Below are 19122 nucleotides of genomic sequence, written 5' to 3'. Positions count from 1 at the left end.
ATGGCAGAAATCACGCTTAAAACCCTGGCTCATTCCTACAGCAAGAAGCCGTCCGGGCCAGAGGATTACGCCATCCGGAAAATGGAGCACGTCTGGCACCAGGGTGGCGCCTATGCACTGCTGGGGCCGTCTGGCTGCGGCAAGTCAACCTTGCTGAACATTATTTCCGGCCTGGTAACACCCTCGGAGGGCGATGTGCTGTTTGACGGCAAGCGGATGAACGAGCTGCCACCGGAAAAGCGCAACATTGCCCAGGTTTTCCAGTTCCCGGTGATCTACGACACCATGACGGTGTATGACAATCTGGCTTTCCCCCTGCGCAATCAGGGTGGTTTCTCGGAGGAGAAGATTCGCGAGAAGGTTCAGGAAGTGGCTGACGTACTGGAGCTCTCCGGCGAACTGCAGCGCAAGGCCAAGAACCTCAGTGCGGACCAGAAGCAGAAAGTGTCCATGGGACGCGGTCTGGTTCGTGAAGATGTCACGGCGATCCTGTTCGATGAGCCGCTGACGGTCATTGATCCGCAACTGAAATGGCGGCTCCGGCGCAAGCTCAAGCAGATCCATCAGCGGTTTGATATCACCATGGTGTACGTCACCCATGATCAGTTGGAAGCTTCAACCTTCGCCGACAAGATCGCCCTGATGTACGAAGGGCAAATCGTTCAGTTTGGCACCCCCCAGGAGCTGTTTGAGCGTCCCGCCCATACCTTCGTGGGCTATTTCATCGGCAGTCCCGGCATGAACTTTTTCGAGCCCAGGCTCACCGATGAAGGGCTGATGTTCAACGGTAAGGTGATCCCGGTCAGTAAACAGGTGCTGGAGAAGGTTCGCAGCAGTGGTTCTGACAATATCAAGCTGGGTATTCGTCCTGAGTTTGTCACCCTGGGCACGGACACCGGTGAGCAGCTCTATGAGGTGCTGGTTACCGGCGTTGAAGACCTGGGCACCTATCGGATGGTGGACGTTGAGTTTGGCTCGGTGACCGTCAAGGTACGAATCCCGGAAGATAAGCCGGTTCCCGCGGAGGCCGCCAGTATCGGCTTTCCGGAACCCTGGCTGAAAGTCTACGTCGACGAGCGGCTGGTGGAGGCCGATCATGAATAAGATTGAAAACAACAAAGCATGGTTTTTTGTCATTCCGGTCTTTGTGGTTGTGGCCTTTTCGGCGGTGATTCCGTTGATGACGGTGGTCAACTACTCGGTGCAGGATATCTTTGGATCCGACTCTGCATTCTGGACCGGCACCGAATGGTACAAGGAGACGCTTCGTGATCCAGGATTGCAGGCGGCACTGCTGCGCCAGTTTGCCTTCTCTTTCACGGTTCTGGCGATCGAAGTACCTCTGGGTATCGGGATCGCGCTGCTGATGCCAAGAAAAGGCTGGGCCGCTTCTGCAGCGCTGGTGCTGGTGGCGATGCCGCTGCTGATTCCCCTGAACGTGGTGGGAACCATCTGGCAGATCATGGCCCGTACAGACATCGGCCTGCTGGGCTGGACCTTGAGCGGGCTGGGCGTGGATTACAGCATCAACGGCGATGCGGTGGATGCCTGGGCTACCATCATCTTGATGGATGTCTGGCACTGGACGCCGTTGATTGCGTTGCTCAGCTACAGTGGTCTGCGCGCCATTCCAGAAGCCTATTACCAGGCTGCGCGCATTGATCGGGCTTCCCGCTGGGCGGTGTTCCGTTACATCCAGTTGCCAAAACTCACCAATGTGCTGGTGATCGGTGTGCTGCTGCGGTTCATGGATTCCTTCATGATCTACGCCGAGCCATTTGTGCTCACCGGTGGTGGCCCGGGCAGCTCAACCACCTTCCTGAGTCAGACGCTGACCACCATTGCAGTGTCACAACGAGACCTGGGTCCGGGAGGCGCCTTCTCCATCATTTACTTCCTGATCATTCTGGCCGTCAGTTGGTTGTTCTATACCTTCATCATGAACGCGCAGAAAGACAAATCAGCCCAACAATAAAAGCAAGGGGACAGACGTGAAATCACGCATTGGATTTATCATTTATATCGTCTTGACACTCCTGCCGATCTATTGGCTGGTGAATATGTCGCTCAAGACCAACTCCGAGATCATGGGCGCGCTCAGCTTCTGGCCGACCAATCTCACCTTTGATAACTACATCAAGATCCTGACGGATGACAGCTGGTACATGGGGTATGTGAACTCCATGACGTATGTGTTCATGAACATGGCCATCAGTCTGACAGTAGCCCTCCCGGCCGCCTATGCCTTCAGCCGCTACAAGTTTGTGGGCGACAAGCACCTGTTCTTCTGGCTGCTGACCAACAAGATGGCACCGCCGGCGGTGTTCGCGCTGCCGTTTTTCCAGCTTTACTCCTCGGTGGGACTGTTCGATACCCACATTGCGGTAGCCCTTGCCCACACCCTGTTCAACGTTGCCCTGGCGGTCTGGATCCTTGAGGGCTTCATGAGTGGTGTGCCCAAGGAGATTGACGAAACCGCCTATATCGATGGTTACAGCTTTCCGAAGTTTTTCGTGAAGATCTACATCCCACTGATCCGTTCCGGTATTGGTGTGACGGCCTTCTTCCTGTTCATGTTCTCCTGGATTGAACTGCTGCTGGCCCGAACCCTGACGTCAACCGGGGCCCAGCCGATACAGGCGATCATGACCCGCACCGCAGGGGCTTCCGGTATCGACTGGGGCACCCTGGCGGCTGCCGGTGTGCTGACTATCGTGCCGGGCATTGCCGTGGTCTATTTCGTTCGCAATCACATTGCCAAGGGCTTTGCCCTGGGCCGTACCTGAGGAGGCTTGTTATGAGCTGGATGCATTGGACCGGCCCGACGGCAGGATTCTTCATCTCGATTGCCCTGATTCTGGCGGGCATGAGTGTATGGCAGTACTTTTCGCCCTCCATTGAGCGGAAAGGCTTCCTGCCGATCAGTACCACCCGTGGTGATCGGCTGTTCATTGGTCTTCTGACCAGTGCGTTCATTCACCTCGCATTTATCGGGGTGACTGAGCTTCATGTTTTGGTAGCAACCGCAGTGTCTGTTGTCTGGATGATTATTCTGATGCGCTGGGGTTAATCCAATTTAAAAGGGACTTACCTTCTTGCATGGATGCAAACAAAGCTAGATGAGGTATGTATGAAAAACAAAAAGTTGAACTACCTTTCACTGATGATCTCAGGGGCGCTACTGGCATCATCATACGTACAGGCGAATGAATACCGGGAGGCGGCCGAAAAGGCGCTGGATGAGCACTTTCCGCGGTCAACCCTGTCGAGGGAAGAGCAGCTTGCCGAGCTGGAGTGGTTTATCAAGGCAGCAGAGCCTTTCCGTGGCATGGAAATCAAGACCGTAGCGGAGGGTCTGACGACTCATACCTATGAGGCTGAAGTCCTCGCCGAAGTGTTCGAGGACATCACGGGTATCGAGATAGAGCACAACATCATCGGTGAAGGTGATGTGGTGGACACCATGCAGACCCAGATGCAGTCCGACCGGAATATTTATGACGGGTATGTAAACGACTCCGACGCCATCGGCACCCATGTGCGCTACGGCAAGACCATTGCCATCTCCGATGCGATGGAAAACGAGTGGAAGGATTTTACCAACCCGGATCTGGATCTGGATGACTTCATCGGTCTCCAGTACACCACCGGACCTGACGGCAAGGTTTACCAGCTGCCGACACAGCAGTTTGCCAACCTGTACTGGTTCCGTGCCGACTGGTTTGACCGTGAGGATCTGCAGGAACAGTTCAAGGAACGTTACGGATATGATCTGGGCGTGCCCCTGAACTGGTCTGCCTACGAAGACATTGCTGAATTCTTCAGTGTTCATGTCAAAGAGATTGATGGTGAGCGGGTATACGGTCACATGGACTATGGTCGTCGCGACCCCTCCCTGGGCTGGCGCTTCCACGACTCCTGGCTCTCCATGGCAGGCATGGGTGACAAAGGCGTACCATTTGGCAACCCGGTGGATGACTGGGGTATTCGTGTCAACGAAGACGGCAACCCGGTGGGTGCCAGCGTAAGCCGTGGTGGTGCAACCAACTCTCCGGCATCCGTGTATGCCCTTACCAAGATGGTTGACTGGCTGCGTGATTACGCACCGGAAAGTGCCCGCGGCATGACCTTTGGTGAAGCTGGTCCAGTGCCTGCGCAGGGCCATATCGCCCAGCAGATCTTCTGGTATACCGCATTCACTGCCGATATGACCGATCCAGACCTGCCGGTCACCGATGATGAAGGCAATCCCAAGTGGCGGATGGCGCCGTCTCCAACCGGTCCCTACTGGGAAGAGGGCATGAAGGTGGGCTATCAGGACGTGGGTTCCTGGACCTTCTTCGAATCCACGCCTGAGGATCGTCGCACCGCCGCATGGCTGTTCGCCCAGTTTACCGTGTCCAAGACAGTGTCCTTGGAAAAGACGATTGCCGGTCTGACACCGATTCGTCGTTCAGACATCTTCTCGGATGAGATGACTGAGCTGGCACCGAAGCTTGGCGGGCTGGTGGAGTTCTACCGCAGTGAAAACGAGAGCATGTGGACTCCGACAGGCACTAACGTGCCGGATTACCCGCGTCTCGCGCCGCTGTGGTGGCAGAACCTGGCTCCAGCCGTAAATGGTGAAGTTGAGCCGAAGGAGGCGCTGGACAATCTGGCTACCGCCATCGACCGCACCATGTCGCGTCTGGCACGGGCGGATGTGTTCGAGCAGTATGCGCCTATCCTCAACGAGCCTCGTGATGAGCAGTACTGGCTGGACCAGCCCGGCGCACCGAAGCCGGCCCTGGACAACGAAAAGCCCCAGGGTAAGACCAAGCCGTACGAGCAGATGATGGAAGAGTGGATGGCCGAATAAGGCCAACCCGGTCTGTCACTAACTGACTCCCTGCCGGCCCGCCCCGGGCTGGCAGGGACCCTACCCTTGATGCCGTCAACCGGATAACTTTCCTCTAGATAACAACAATACAGGGCAGATCATGCCGCAAAAAAACCTCTGGCTGAACACCATCGGCACACGGGTGTCACTGGTTACCCTGGTGGTGGCCTGCATCATTGTGGGTGTATTCATCTTTTCCCAGTTGGGCCTTCAGCAGATCAATGATCGCTACAATCACCTTGTCACCGAAATAAATCAGAGCGGTGACCGATTAAAGCAACTAACCACAAATTTTCTGCTCACCTCCAACGGTGCCGGGACGCTTGCCTCTGCCACCAGCAGCGAGCAGGTGAGGGACAATCATGAGCGGATCAATGCACTTAAACCCCAGTTTGAATCCATTACCCGTGATCTTGTCGAGTCTGTTCCAGGCTCCGGTCAGGAGATCGAAGCGCTCAGGTCTGAACGCCAGCGTCTGGATGAGGCCATTGGCGAGATTGCCCGCCTGCAAGCCCGGTCATTGGATCTCAGGACCTCAAACCAGGAGGCAATGGCCACTTTTCGGGCCGAGGCTGCGAAACTGGTGGAGGGATTCTCCGAGCTGATCCAGATGATCAGTATTTTTGCCAGTGACTATCCCATCGTCATCGAGGCCCAGACAGTAGAGCGCGTAGTCCTGACCATCGAGTTGTCGATGATTAACTACATGTCGGAGCAGGATGAGGATCGCCTCGGGCAGCTCCGGATGTCCGGGTCATGATGGCCTGAATCGGTTGGGCCCCAGTCAGATGTCTGGATGGAACAGTCCAGTGCACAGTCCCGGGAGATTGCCGACCGGGTTGCTGCGACCATGAACATCGGGGCCGTCGTGGTTGTGCTGGGATTTGTCGGGCTGTTATGGATGCTGCGCGTACTGGTCATCCGGCCGGTGCGCGGGCTCAGCCAGCGGGTGCTCGACATTGCGGAAGGCGAGGGGGACCTGACCCGGCGCATCGAAAGTGGCCGCCAGGACGAACTTGGATTGCTGGCGCGTTACTTTAACGGTTTTATCGGGCGCATTCAGGAAATGATTCTGCGGATTCTTGAGGTAAGCCGGAAACTCGGTGAGCATAGCCGTCTGCTGAGCGCACGTGCGGAAACCACGTTTGATTACAACGAACGTCAGAAAGCAGACATTGAAGCGCTGACCGGAGACATGGCCGTACTGGATCAATCGGTCGAGGAAGTGGGGCGGCTCGCCAGTGAATCGGTTGAAAGCGCGGTACAGACCATACAGACAGGCCGCAACACCCATGAACAGGTTACCGCGGCCATTGCGTCTTTTGAGGCACTGGTCAGTGATGTGGGTACAGGCGCCGGGCTGATCCATGCCCTGGCGGATGATATATCGCAGGTGGACTCCGTGCTTGAAGTCATCAACTCCATTGCTGAGCAGACCAATCTGCTGGCACTGAATGCCGCCATTGAGGCTGCCAGGGCGGGCGAGCATGGGCGCGGCTTTTCCGTCGTTGCCGATGAAGTGCGGTCGCTGGCCTCCCGAACCCAGCAAAGCACCGCCGATGTACAGCAGTTGATTGAACGTGTCCACGGTGGTTCAGCGAAGGCTACCGGATTCATGAAGGCGAGCCAGGAAAAGAGTGAGGCTGCACTTGATGGTGCCAGGGCGGCACGGGAGCAACTGACCCTGATGGTGGAGGCGATCGCCAGGGTGGAGTCTGCCAACCGGACCATTGTCGAAGCAGCTCAGCGCCAGGGTGACCTGGCAGAGCAAGTGATTGAGCGCACCCGCACGGTGGAGTCTGTCAGTCAGAAAACCCTTGCGGAAGCGCGTGAGAGTGCTCGTTACTGTCGCGATGTGGACGACCTGAGCAAGAGTCTTAATGAGTTGGTGTCGCGCTTCAAGGTGGTCGATTGAGGCGAACTCCGCTGGTTCGGTGCATGTTCGAAAACGATTGACAAAGTTCGTTTGCGAATATTATAGTTGCAAGTCAATGGCCGCTGCCGAGAGTCTCCAGGGTGGCGGCGTGCCCAACACCGTCAGGTTGGTGGGTCTTGGCCGGTTGCTTTCATAATCCCCCTTAATAGCATTTCAGGTGTTCCCCGTGCTTTGTGGGGCAACCCTGCCGGCCCTTTTTCTTCACTGCATAACGCAATGTTCGATATAACAAAATCGAATTGATCAATTTTCTTTTTCGCTTGTTAATGTTCGTATACGAATACTATAATCTCCCCAATTGTCAGTGAATGCATCCTTGGGGTGCGTAAATAAAAACAACACGACCACACAGGTTAACGATTATGGCGCGTATTCAATCCGTGTTCGCCCGGGAAATTCTGGACTCTCGAGGCTTTCCCACAGTGGAGGTGGATGTCGAGCTGGGGAACGGAGTAGTCGGGCACGGTCGCGTGCCATCCGGGGCGTCCACCGGCTCCAGAGAGGCACTGGAAAAAAGGGATGGCGACCCCGGGCGCTACAATGGCAAGGGTGTACTGGGTGCTGTGGAAGCGGTTAACCGTCACATCGCCCCCGCCCTGGAAGACCGCATCGTATTTGATCAACTGGTCATCGACCGGCTGATGCGCCATCTGGACGGCACCGACAACAAGTCCGGATTTGGCGCCAACAGCATTCTTGCAGTGTCACTTGCGATTGCCGACGCCGCCGCCAGTTTTCGTCAACAGCCTTTGTACCGCTACCTGGCGGAGCTCTACGGATGCTCCGGCCCCTGCGTATTGCCGGTGCCCATGATGAACATCATCAACGGCGGCGCCCACGCCGATAACACGGTAGACCTGCAGGAGTTCATGATCCAGCCGGTGGGCGCTCCGAGTTACAGCGAAGCACTGCGGATGGGGGTGGAAATTTTCCACGCCCTGAAGTCCCTGCTGAAGAAAAAGGGCCTTTCCACCGCTGTCGGAGACGAGGGCGGCTTTGCGCCTGATCTGCGATCCAGTGAGGAAGCCCTCGATCTTATCCTGGAGGCCGTGGTCAAGGCTGGTTATCGCCCCGGAACCGACATTGTGCTGGCTCTGGACTGCGCCGCATCCGAGTTCTACCGCGATGGCCGCTACCAACTTTCCGGCGCCGGGGAAAGCTACGACTCCGGGGGCTTTGCCGATTACCTGCGTTCACTGGCCATGCAATACCCCATTGCGTCCATCGAGGACGGCATGGACGAGGACGACTGGGAAGGCTGGAAGCTGCTTACACACAAACTCGGAGAGCGCGTCCAGTTGGTGGGCGATGACCTGTTTGTGACCAATACGTCGTTGATCGCCGAGGGCATCCGCCAGGAGGTAGCCAATTCCGTGCTGATCAAGTTCAATCAGATCGGGACACTCACGGAAACCTTCGAGGCCATCGGCATGGCCCAGGATGCCGGATACACCGCTGTTATCTCCCACCGCAGTGGCGAAACCGAAGACACCTTTATTGCGGATCTCGCGGTTGCCACCAGGGCCGGCCAGATCAAGACCGGTTCGCTGTGCCGTTCCGACCGGGTGGCCAAGTACAACCGTCTGCTGCGTATCGAGCAGGACCTTGGTGCCCATGCCTTCTACCCGGGTGTTGGCGCGATCCGCTGCGCCCTGGATACCTGACACGGCGCCCCACGGAATTACGGGAGACAGATCATGAGAAAACCGATCCTGATTGCAAACTGGAAGATGAACGGCAGCCTGCATTCAAACCAGGCCCTGCTTGTGCGAATTCTCGCGAAGCTCAGGCCACTGCGGAAAACCATCGATATGGCCATCTGCCCGCCGTTTCCCTATCTGTTCCAGGTGCGGGATTTGCTGGGCTACACCGGGCTGTCACTCGGCGCCCAGAATGCCAGCGTTGCCGCATCCGGGGCGCATACCGGCGAGGTGAGCGCCACCATGCTGCGGGAAATGGGCTGCCGTTACGTTCTGGTCGGACATTCGGAGCGTCGGGCGCTGTACCACGAATCCGATCGCGATGTTGCTGCGCGTTTCCGGCAGGTGCTGTCCGCCGGGATGACACCGGTTCTCTGTGTGGGTGAAACCCTCGGGGAACGTGAGCAGGGCCAAACCATGGCCACCATCGAGCGCCAGTTGCAGGCGGTGATTGATGAGACCGGTATGGCGGACCTGGCTGCGAGCGTAATTGCCTATGAGCCAGTCTGGGCCATTGGTACCGGCAGAACAGCTACACCGGAACAGGTATCGGAAACCCACCGCACGATCCGGCAGTTCCTTGATGGATGCCAGGCCGGTGCCGGGGAGGCTTTGCGCATTGTATATGGCGGCAGTGTCAAGGCAAGCAACGCGGCTGCGCTGTTCCAGTCACCGGAGGTTGATGGTGGGCTGATCGGTGGCGCGTCACTTCAGGCAGACGAGTTCTCGGACATTGGTGCGGCCCTGGCAAGCACTCTTGCCGAGGCGGACTGCGAATGCGACACACTGGATTAACTGGAGGAATTGCTCTTGGATATGGCAACGCGTATGCGTGATTTTTTCCCGGTCATCGGGGATGTTCCGGAAAAATTCCGGCCAGGGAAGGGGCTCACCCTCGACCGCTATCTGGTGTCCGGCCACCTGAAACCCTGGCAGGGTGAGTTTGCCGATGTTGTCAGTCCGGTGTGCCTGCGGGGGGAGAGCCGCGAGCCGGAAACCCTGGTGATTGGTCGCACGCCACTGATGGACAGGAAACACGCACTATCCGCCCTGGATGCGGCGGTGGAGGCTTACGGCCAGGGTAATGGCTACTGGCCCAGGCTGTCCGTCGAGGAAAGAATCGGGCATGTGGACGCATTCCTGGCTGCCATGCGTGAGCAGCGCCGGGAAGTGGTTGAACTTCTCATGTGGGAAATCGGCAAGAGCTATAGCGATTCCTGCAAGGAGTTCGACCGAACCTGTGACTATATCGCCGATACCATTGCAGAACTGAAGGCCCTGGACCGTCGTTCCAACAGGTTCGAACTGGTGGGCGGAGTCGTGGCGCAGATTCGCCGCCTGCCCGTGGGTGTGGCCCTGTGTATGGGGCCGTTCAATTATCCCCTGAACGAGACTTTCACAACGCTGATTCCCGCACTGATCATGGGCAACACCGTGGTGTTCAAACCCGCCAAGTACGGTGTGCTATTGATGGGCCCGCTGCTGAAGGCGTTCCAGGAGTGCTTCCCGCCGGGTGTCATCAATATCATCTTCGGTCGTGGCAGGGACACCGTGGGCCCGCTCATGGAAAGTGGCAAGGTCGACATGTTTGCGTTCATTGGTACCCACCGCGGGGCGGCCGCCCTCAAGCAGATGCATCCCAAGCCGCATCGCCTGAAGGCGGTCCTGGGGCTGGACGCCAATAATCCGGGCATTGTCATGCCCGATGCCGACCTGGACGAGGCGGTCAGCGAGTGCGTTACCGGCGCGCTGTCTTTCAATGGCCAGCGCTGCACCGCGCTGAAACTGCTGTTTGTCCACGCCAGTGTGTCCGATGCCTTTGTCGAGAAGCTCGCGGTTGCCGTGGACGAACTGGTGTCCGGCATGCCCTGGGATCCAGATGTGAAACTGACGCCACTGCCGGAACCCGGCAAAACCGAATACCTTGGTGCCCTGGTGGAGGATGCGGTTGCCGGTGGGGCCAGAATCTGCAACCGGAACGGCGGTGAGGTCTGTGGCACCTATTTCCATCCGGCGGTGTTGTATCCGGTAAACGCCACCATGCGGGTTTTCCGGGAGGAGCAGTTCGGGCCGGTGGTGCCCGTAGTGCGCTACTCCAGCATCAACGAAGTGATTGATCATGTGCAGCAGTCCGACTTCGGGCAGCAATTGAGCATCTTCGGGACCGACCCGGAGCAGGTGGCTCAGCTGGTGGATGTGCTGGCCAACCAGGTAGGCCGGATCAATCTCAATACCCAGTGTCAGCGTGGGCCGGACACGCTTCCGTTCAACGGTCGCAAGGATTCCGCCGAAGGCACCCTGTCGGTCTCCGATGCCCTCAGGGTGTTTTCCATACGCACCACCGTTGCGACCCGGGAAAATGATCGCAACAAGGGCCTGATCAACGAAATTGTAAAAAGCCGGCACTCAGGATTCCTGACCACCGACTACATCCTCTGACACAGGTTAAAGGGTGAGAGGCTGGCCTGCCTCCCGGCGGCGGGCCTCCCATTCTTCCCGGGTCTGGGCTGCCTCATCACCGGGCATGGAGTCGATAATCTCGAAATAATCGCTGGAGTATTCGTCTGCCATGATCTCGTTCCGTGGCTTGATCCGCACCACGTAAACTGTCTGTACGTTCTGGTGATCAAACGCGCGCCAGTGTTGCTCATCCTTCAGGAAAGTGTATCTATGCCCTTCCAGGGCACGAATAACGCTGGAAGTCCTGGTGGTGCCGGCCCTCTCCACCGCATCCTTGTACTGGTAAACAATGCTGTAGGCGGAGGCAGCGGCGGTTGAAGGGCGCATCTCGTAGCGGCTGGAAAAGGCTTCCACGAATTCCTTGCCACGGGCAAAGTCATACTGGTAGGGCGCACTCCATACCCAGGGCGATCCGCCAACCACGCCTTCCATAATGGTGGGGCCTACCTGTCGCGCCATGCCCAGGGTCAGGTTGGGAACCACTACCTGCATCTTTTTCGTCAGGCCCATTTCGTAGGCCACGTTCAGCGCCCGTACCATGTCGTCGCCGAACAGCACCATCATCAATACCTTGGCGTCACTCTTTTCCGCTTCCTCCAGTGCCTTGCGGAAATCGGTAATCAGGGCGCGGGGGAAGGGCGTTTTCACTCCCTTGTGGGTATCGGTGTCATCGGTATTGGTGAACTTCCTGACGGATTCCTCCACGGACCAGCCCCAGGTGTAATCCGCGGTGATGTAGAAGTAGTCGTCATTGGCGTGTTCGGTATTGAGATATTTGCTCAGGACCTTGGCGGTCATCCAGGCATTGTAGGGTTCCCTGAACATATGTTTGTGGCCAGCGGCGCCGGTGGTGGCGTTGGAGTAGGTCAGGGTGCCAAAATAGATTCTGTCGCGATCCCGGGCGGCCTTGCCGGATTCAATGGCCACGGCACTTGAGACACCACCGAACACCATCTCTGCGCCTTCATTATCTATAAGATCAGCCGTGTTTCTGGCGCCTTTGTCCGGTTCACCGGAGGTGTTACGTATCACCAGTTCCACATCACGGCCCATGATGCCTCCGGCCTTGTTGATTTCATCAACGGCCAGAAACGCCCCGAGCCGTTGTTGCAGGCCCTGGTCCTTGTAGCGTCCGGTCTGTGGGTAGTTGAGCCCTATCTTCAGGGTTTCCGCTGCCACTGTTGTGGTTACCAGCAAAGTCATCAAGAGGAAAGCAAAGAGCTTCTTGCACTGCATTGGCGAAAGCCTCCGTGGTCACGCCGGGGCACCAGGGCCCCTGGTCTTGTTTTTATAAAGCAGCAACAGTGTCGTGGGAGACTTCGGAGGCAACAATCGTACTAAAGTGGAAGGTTGTGTAACGATTTGTCAGGCTTTGATGTCGATCAAAAAATGCAGATGCATCAGGCGACAGGTCGGTTACGAACACATTCCAGAAGGCGATACCACAGTGGCCGGGATAGCCTGCTCCGGGTTCCCTGGAGTGCGGAATGAATCCTGTCAGGGTTCATGGATCCAAGCACCGGTACCGGTGTTCCCGGAATCTGGTTCAGCCACGCAATGGCCAGGCCGGTTTCATCCAGCCCTGACTCATCACTGGCTTTGTCAAGAATGGCCTCGGGGATTCGCTGTGACAGGCCTCCGCCGCCGAGGGGGGACCAGGCCAGCCAGCGCAATCCGTCAGCAAGGTGTGCCTCGAGGGTGCCATCGAACAGCGGTGCATTATGAGCCAGGGACAGCTGGCTCTGGTTGCAGACCAATGGCAGCCCGGTGTTCCGGGCCAGCCACCGCCACTGTTCCGGCAGGAAGTTGGATACCCCTATCTGGCGCACCTTGCCGGCTGAAACTGCATTTTCCAGAACGGTGGCAATGTCTTCCGCCTGCAGCAGCGGGTCAGGACGGTGGATCAGAAAGGTATCGATCTGTTCCACGGCCAGCGAGGTCAGCGCCCTGTCGATAGCCCCTTTCAGGTAACTGGCCTCGGCGCGATAATGCTTCACCTGCCATGGCGATTTGTCCAGGCCGGCAGGCACTATGCCTGCCTTGGTGATCACGCGAACACCCCTTGCCAGAGGCGGATGTAACCTGAGCGCCTCCCCGAACAGCCGTTCACCGTCGCCGTTACCATAGATATCGGCATGGTCGAAGACATTGAGGCCCTCATCCAGCCGGGCAGCTATCCAGTCTGCCAGTTTTGCCGGTTTGTTGAGCTCCGGATGATCATGAAGGCGCATCATCCCGAGAATCAGGGGAGTATCCGGGGTGAAACCGGCTGGTCGTGTGGTTTGCACGGTTACTCCTTGCCAAAGGCGATTATCACGCGGTCATCACCATGGGTTCTTGAGAACGCGTAGGGTTCTGTACTGATGCGCTTGTGCTGACCCGCACCAATGGCCGGGTGGCGCTCCCGGAATTGCCCCAGTTTCTTCCAGTGAGACAGTACCGGTGTTGCGGTGCCATCCTCAATATCTGCCCAGTTCATGTCGGAGCGGGTGCCCTGGTGACCATCCGAACCGGTGGGTCCGAACCGGCGCCCGGATTCATCCCCGTAGAATAGCTGACTGGTGCCCGGTGTAAACAGTAATGCGGCCGCCACGCGTTTCTGAAGAACCGGATTGTTATCGGCAGTGTGGCTGAACAGACTGGTATCGTGGGAGGAAATATAACTCATGACATTGAACGGCTGGTCGCTGTTCATTTTTTTTGCATACTCATTGTAGACGGGCTCCATGTCATCCAGACAGTCGGCACCTGCCCGGGCTTCTTCCTGCAGGTCAAAGTTGATCACCGCATCGAATCCGGAATCAAAGTAACTGCTACGGGTAACCGAGTGCGGGAAAACCTCCGCCACCATCCAGAAATCCCTGGCTGGCAGCGCCTGCCCGGGGTTAGTTGCCCGGTAGGTATCCAGGGCCTGCTGGGCTTTTGATTTCAGTTCCTGCCAGGCTTCCGGCTCCACGTGCTTGGCGGTATCCACGCGGAAGCCATCGATGCCGAATTCCCGTACCCAGTCTGTCAGCCAGGTGATCAGGTAATCCCGCACGGTGGCGTTATCAAGCTGTCGGGCGCGGGTGTTTTTCTTCTTGCGGAGGAATGCCGGCAGGTCTACCGCGTTGTCAGATTCGGTCTTGAAGTCCGGCAGGAAGGCCAGCGAGCCCTTCACCGGATCGACAGATGCCTGGGGTGCCGAGTCATAGTCGCCGATGCCGGCCCGAACCCAGTCCTTGCCCCACCAGTTGGCCCAGTCCGGGTGATCGTAGTCGATCAGGGCGTGGTAGGCGTGGAAGTTTTCCCAGGACTCGGGTTGCCAGTCCCCCCACTGGTCCGGCAGGTGTTTGGCAAAGCCTTCCCGGAGGCCTCCGAAGCTGAAGGTTTGCATGTCCTGGAGCGTGGCATAGCCGGGGTGGTTCATGACCACGTCCATCACCACCCGGATACCGCGGTCGTGGGCTTCCTCCACCAGGGTGCGGAATTCTTCGCGGGTGCCGAAGTTGGCGTCGGGCCGGGTGAAGTCCAGGGCGTAGTAGCCGTGATAGGCGTAGTGCTGGAAATCGCCCCGGTCACCACCGCCAACCCAGCCGTGTATCTGTTCGAAGGGTGGGGTGATCCAGACGGCGTTGACCCCCAGCTCTTCCAGGTAATCCAGCTTTTCAGTGAGGCCGGCGAAATCGCCGCCGTGGAAGGTTCCGATTTCGTCCTCCCCGTCGGGCTGGCGGCCGTAGTTCCGGTCGTTGTCAGTGCGTCCATTCGCGAAGCGGTCGGTCACCGTGAAATAGATGGTGGCTCCGGCCCAGTTGAAGCTCTGTTCCGGTGTCTCGGCTGCTTCAAGCAACAACAGGCCCTCGGCTTCCGGGGCCGGAGTCAGGCGTACTTTGCCGTTTTCCACCCGGGCTTTTTCTCCGCTGTAGAAATCCCGCACCCATTCGCCTTCGGCAAAGGTGTCACCCACGGAAACGGTCATCTCCGACCGGGTGGCGGTACACTGGCCATCGTTTGTCGAGGAGGCCGCGTTGTCTGAGGGCGGGGCGGCTGTTTCAAACTGGCCGCTGGCACAGCCGGCGAGGGAGAGGCAGGTCACCAGGCTGGCCACTAATCCGGGGTTTTTTGGAAATTGGTTCATGCAATGAGCTCCGGTTCCATTTATTGTTGTCCTGCCGCAATCAAACCAGACCGGGAGAGCGGGTGGTAGACGGAATTCACTACGCCTGACTACTCCCCCGTTCTACGCCTCAGGGAATGAAAACAGGGCTGATGCCAGCAACGGAAAATTGCAACACAGTTGGGTTACTCGCAATAGAAAGATTTGCGTTCAGCCCGCCCGGCCAACCTCGTGCCAGGGCGGACAACAAGAATAAGGCAAGCACAAGCAGAGGAATTATCTGATGAATCGTCGAACTTTTATCCGTAGCACGTTGGTCGCTTCCATTGTTGCCGCATCTTTTGGTCTGTCCGCACCTGCCCACGCCGAAATCGAGGAGGGCAAACTCCTGATCTGGATCAACGGTGACAAGGGCTACGACGGCCTGCAGGAAGTAGGCGACTGGTTTACCGAAGAAACCGGTATTCCCGTTGAGGTGGCTCACCCGGACAACGCCACCGACAAGTTCCAGCAGTCCGCTGCTACCGGTAACGGCCCGGATATCTTCATCTGGGCCCATGACCGTTTCGGGGAATGGGCCCAGAGTGGCATCATTTCCGAGGTCAGGCCCTCCCAGAGCGTGGTTGATGCCAACTTTGACTTTACCTGGGATGCGGTCACTGTCGACGGCAAGATGTACGGCTACCCCATGGCCGTCGAGTCTATCGGACTGATCTACAACAAGGACCTGGTGCCCGAGCCCCCCACCGCCTTCGAGGATATCCCCGATCTCCACAAGCAGCTGGCCGAGGACGGAAAGCGCGCCATCCTCTGGGACTACAACAACACCTACTTCACCTGGCCGATGATCGCCGCAGCGGGCGGTTACATTTTCGGCCAGAATGACGACGGCACCTATGACGTCAAGGACACCGGAGTGAATAACGAGGGTGCCATGAAGGGGGCCAACATGCTGGCCGCGCTGATTGAAGAGGATGTGATGCCCCGGGGTGCGGATTACAGCGCCATGGAATCCGGCTTCAACAAGGGTGAAGTGGCAATGATGATCAGCGGCCCCTGGGCTTGGGGTAACCTGAAGAAGAGCGGAATCGACTTCGGTGTTACCACGTTGCCAACGGTTGATGGCAAACCCAGCAAACCCATGGTGGGCGTGATGGCGGCGACGCTGAACTCTGCAAGCCCGAACAAGGATCTGGCGGTGGAGTTCCTGGAGAACTACGCGTTGTCGGTGGAAGGTCTGAAGATGGTGAATGACGACGTGCCCCTGGGCGCTGTTGCCAACAGGGAATTCATGGATGAACTGTCGTCCGACCCCAACATTGCGGCAACCTTCGAAAACGCCGAGCTGGGTGAACCCATGCCAAGCGTACCCGCCATGGGTGCGTTCTGGTCCTCCATGGGGCCGGCTCTGCAGAACATAACCTCCGGAAGGCAATCCGTTGAGGACGCCCTGAACTCTGCAGCTCAGCGCATTTCCCGGTAATGCCGGTGCCGGAAAACACTGCCCGTTGAATGGCAGTGTTTTCCGCTGCGCTGACCTGTTGTTGTAATTCTGCCGTTGCCAGCAGCGGCGACGGCTTCAAGCGGGCTGACTACAATGATAACGGAAACCCTGTCCTCCTACGGACCCGAAAGCAGACCTCCAATGATCCGAATGATTCTTAAGTGGGGCGCTCTGGCCGCACTGGTCGCGATGGCGCTCTACCTGATACTGGCGCTTTATGCCCAGCAGGAATTTGTGTTCGCAATGCTGTTTCTGGTGCTGACGGCGTCGGCGGTATTCGTGTTTGTTCACAAAAAGCTCTATGCCCACCGCTATATTTTTCCTGCCGTAGCCGGTATGGGGCTGTTTGTTATTTTTCCGCTCATGTACACCGTCGGTATTGGCTTCACCAATTACAGTGCCAGTAACCTGCTCAGCTACGAGCAGGTTCAGGACAACCTTCTGGAGCGGACTTATCAATCCGATTCCATTCGCTACGACTATCGCATCTACGAAACGGACGCGGGATATGTGATTTACCTGGAAGGTGAGCAGCAGGATCTGGCGACCGCTCCCCTGAAGCTGGACGGCTCGCAAACCCGCGTTGAGGCCTCATCCGTATCCGAAAAACCGGCGGGAGAGCCGCTGGCCATGAGGGACGTGATTCAGCTTCGTTCAGAATTGCGGGAGCTGGACCTGACTACAGAAGACGGCCGCGAGTTGAGCCTGGCCAGCCTGCGGTCCTTCGCCGCCATTCGTGACCAGTTCACCATGCATGAGAACGGCAGTATTACTGACAACCAGGCAGACGTTACCTATTTCCCGGATCACGAAACCGGTTTCTACCGCAGTGCAGACGGTGACAGGTTGTCGCCGGGCTGGACGGTGAATATCGGCTGGGATAATTACCTGAAGGTGGTGTCTGACCCCAGCATTCGCGGGCCCTTTTTCGAGATCTTTGTATGGACGTTGTCTTTCGCGGTAGCCACTGTTGTGTTCACCCTGGCGCTTGGCCTGCTGCTGGCGAACCTGCTGCAGTGGGACCAGATCCGTGGCAAGGGCTTCTACCGCACCATGTTGATCCTGCCCTATGCGGTGCCTGCGTTCATTTCCATTCTGGTCTTCAAAGGCCTGTTCAACCAGAACTTTGGTGAAATCAACCTGGTACTGGAGGGGCTTTTCGGGATGCGTCCGGACTGGTTCAGTGACCCGGCCCTGGCCCGGACCATGATACTGATCGTGAATACCTGGCTGGGCTATCCCTACATGATGCTGCTTTGCATGGGGCTGTTGCAGGCCATCCCCAGGGATCTTTATGAGGCATCCGCAATGGACGGGGCAGGGCCGGTGAACAACCTGTTCAATGTCACCCTCCCGTTGATCATCAAACCATTGATGCCGCTGCTGATTGCCAGCTTTGCGTTCAACTTCAACAACTTCGTCCTGATTGCGCTATTGACCGGTGGTGCGCCCGATATCATCGGCGCCAGCACACCCGCGGGCACTACTGACCTGCTGGTGAGCTACACCTACCGCATTGCGTTCCAGGATTCCGGACAGAACTTTGGCCTGGCGGCCGCTATCGCCACAGCCATCTTCCTGGTGGTTGGCGCCCTGTCGCTGATCAACCTGAAACTGTCCAAAGTAAAAGTATAAGGAGCTACCCATGGCAATGGTTCAACCCCGCTCCACCAGGTATCGCGTTCTGGCATCCCATCTGGGAATGCTGGGGTTCATCGCGATCATTCTTTTCCCGCTGCTGATGGTGATTTCCATCTCCTTTCGCAGCGGCAACTTCGCCTCCGGCAGCCTGCTGCCGGAGAATCCCTCGCTGGAACACTGGTACCTGGCGCTTGGCATTCCCTATACCGGGGAAGATGGCTCCGTTACCCATCCACCATTCCCGGTGCTGCTGTGGCTGTGGAACTCCGTCAAGATTGCCGTGGTCTCCGCCGTGCTGATCCTGGCCCTGTCCACCACCAGTGCCTATGCCTTTGCCCGCATGCGCTTTGCCGGCAAGGGCTTTGTGCTCAAATCCATGCTGATCTTCCAGATGTTCCCACCGGTGCTGTCCCTGGTGGCGCTGTATGCCCTGTTCGACAAGATCGGCAATCACGTCAGCTGGCTGGGGCTGAACACCCATGGCGCGGTGATCGTTGCATCCCTCGGTGGCATGGCCCTGCACATCTGGACCATCAAGGGTTACTTCGATTCCATCGACCGCTCCCTGGAAGAGGCGGCCATCGTGGACGGAGCCACCACCTGGCAGGCGTTCCGTTACATCCTGCTGCCTCTGTCGGTGCCCATCCTGGTGGTGGTGTTCATCCTTGCGTTCATTATGACCATTATGGAATACCCGATGGCCTCGGTGCTGCTGGTGGACACGGACAAACTGACCCTGGCCGTTGGCGCCCAGCAGTACCTGTACGAGCAGAATTACCTGTGGGGCGATTTTGCCGCTGCGGCCGTACTCTCCGGGCTGCCTATCACGCTCATATTCCTGTACTGCCAGAAATGGATTGTTGGCGGGCTTACTGCCGGTGGCGTCAAGGGGTAAGGCGTTGGCTA

Annotated in this window: 16 protein-coding genes; 13 read left to right on the top strand and 3 right to left on the bottom strand. The window is 57.7% G+C overall.

Annotation, left to right across the window (positions count from 1 at the left end; all coding sequences use genetic code 11):
• From HLUCCO03_RS11370 to HLUCCO03_RS11325, 10 genes are all read left to right on the top strand, one after another.
• Window positions 1–1104 carry an ABC transporter ATP-binding protein gene (locus HLUCCO03_RS11370; RefSeq protein WP_027832405.1) on the top strand — a complete coding sequence of 368 codons (1104 nt, stop codon included), beginning with the start codon at window positions 1–3 and terminating at the stop codon, window positions 1102–1104.
• Window positions 1097–1975, top strand: a complete 879-nt coding sequence (locus HLUCCO03_RS11365) for a carbohydrate ABC transporter permease (protein WP_027832404.1) — start codon at window positions 1097–1099, stop codon at window positions 1973–1975. The genes HLUCCO03_RS11370 and HLUCCO03_RS11365 overlap by 8 nt, the downstream gene beginning before the upstream one ends.
• Window positions 1976–1991: 16 nt before the next feature.
• A complete protein-coding gene (locus HLUCCO03_RS11360) occupies window positions 1992–2786 on the top strand; it encodes a carbohydrate ABC transporter permease (protein ID WP_027832403.1) in 795 nt (264 codons plus the stop codon).
• Between the two features lie 11 nt (window positions 2787–2797).
• Window positions 2798–3070, top strand: coding sequence for a DUF2160 domain-containing protein (locus tag HLUCCO03_RS11355; RefSeq protein WP_027832402.1), 273 nt, complete (start codon window positions 2798–2800; stop codon window positions 3068–3070).
• Between the two features lie 60 nt (window positions 3071–3130).
• Window positions 3131–4858: an ABC transporter substrate-binding protein gene (locus HLUCCO03_RS11350; protein WP_027832401.1), complete on the top strand. Its 1728-nt coding sequence runs from the start codon at window positions 3131–3133 to the stop codon at window positions 4856–4858.
• A 121-nt stretch (window positions 4859–4979) separates the two neighbouring features.
• Window positions 4980–5639, top strand: coding sequence for a hypothetical protein (locus HLUCCO03_RS11345; RefSeq protein WP_027832400.1), 660 nt, complete (start codon window positions 4980–4982; stop codon window positions 5637–5639).
• Window positions 5640–5675: 36 nt separating this feature from the next.
• Window positions 5676–6794, top strand: coding sequence for a methyl-accepting chemotaxis protein (locus HLUCCO03_RS11340; RefSeq protein ID WP_051603887.1), 1119 nt, complete (start codon window positions 5676–5678; stop codon window positions 6792–6794).
• Window positions 6795–7177: 383 nt separating this feature from the next.
• Window positions 7178–8479, top strand: coding sequence for a phosphopyruvate hydratase (gene eno / locus HLUCCO03_RS11335; protein ID WP_027832399.1), 1302 nt, complete (start codon window positions 7178–7180; stop codon window positions 8477–8479).
• A 33-nt stretch (window positions 8480–8512) separates the two neighbouring features.
• Entirely contained in the window at window positions 8513–9310 is a 798-nt protein-coding gene (gene tpiA / locus HLUCCO03_RS11330) for a triose-phosphate isomerase (protein WP_027832398.1), read from the top strand.
• Window positions 9311–9331: 21 nt separating this feature from the next.
• Window positions 9332–10954, top strand: a complete 1623-nt coding sequence (locus tag HLUCCO03_RS11325; protein WP_036197568.1) for an NADP-dependent glyceraldehyde-3-phosphate dehydrogenase — start codon at window positions 9332–9334, stop codon at window positions 10952–10954.
• A gap of 6 nt (window positions 10955–10960) precedes the next feature.
• Here HLUCCO03_RS11325 and HLUCCO03_RS11320 read toward each other — a convergent pair whose 3' ends face one another.
• From HLUCCO03_RS11320 to HLUCCO03_RS11310, 3 genes are all read right to left on the bottom strand, one after another.
• Window positions 10961–12211, bottom strand: coding sequence for a substrate-binding protein (locus HLUCCO03_RS11320; protein ID WP_027832396.1), 1251 nt, complete (start codon window positions 12209–12211; stop codon window positions 10961–10963).
• 164 nt (window positions 12212–12375) lie between these two features.
• Window positions 12376–13263, bottom strand: a complete 888-nt coding sequence (locus HLUCCO03_RS11315; RefSeq protein ID WP_036197565.1) for an aldo/keto reductase — start codon at window positions 13261–13263, stop codon at window positions 12376–12378.
• 2 nt (window positions 13264–13265) lie between these two features.
• Window positions 13266–15092 (bottom strand): alpha-amylase, encoded by a 1827-nt coding sequence (locus HLUCCO03_RS11310; RefSeq protein WP_027832394.1) that lies wholly within the window; start codon window positions 15090–15092, stop codon window positions 13266–13268.
• 262 nt (window positions 15093–15354) lie between these two features.
• Between HLUCCO03_RS11310 and malE the strand changes: the two genes are divergently transcribed.
• The 3 genes from malE to malG all read left to right on the top strand — a co-directional run bounded on the left by malE (window position 15355) and on the right by malG (window position 19111).
• Complete coding sequence (gene malE / locus HLUCCO03_RS11305; protein ID WP_027832393.1) at window positions 15355–16554, top strand: maltose/maltodextrin ABC transporter substrate-binding protein MalE; 1200 nt, start codon at window positions 15355–15357, stop codon at window positions 16552–16554.
• A 162-nt stretch (window positions 16555–16716) separates the two neighbouring features.
• The gene (malF, locus tag HLUCCO03_RS11300; RefSeq protein WP_081813566.1) at window positions 16717–18210 is read left to right on the top strand and encodes a maltose ABC transporter permease MalF; all 1494 of its coding nucleotides are present in this window, start codon (window positions 16717–16719) and stop codon (window positions 18208–18210) included.
• Between the two features lie 10 nt (window positions 18211–18220).
• Window positions 18221–19111, top strand: coding sequence for a maltose ABC transporter permease MalG (malG, locus tag HLUCCO03_RS11295; protein ID WP_027832391.1), 891 nt, complete (start codon window positions 18221–18223; stop codon window positions 19109–19111).
• The last annotated feature ends 11 nt before the right edge of the window (window positions 19112–19122 follow it).

Origin of the sequence: Marinobacter sp. HL-58 (assembly GCF_001314605.1) — a bacterium.
Taxonomy (GTDB): Bacteria; Pseudomonadota; Gammaproteobacteria; order Pseudomonadales; family Oleiphilaceae; genus Marinobacter.
The sequence above is the reverse complement of the archived record's forward strand: the minus strand, read 5'-3'. Positions and strand labels throughout refer to the sequence as shown.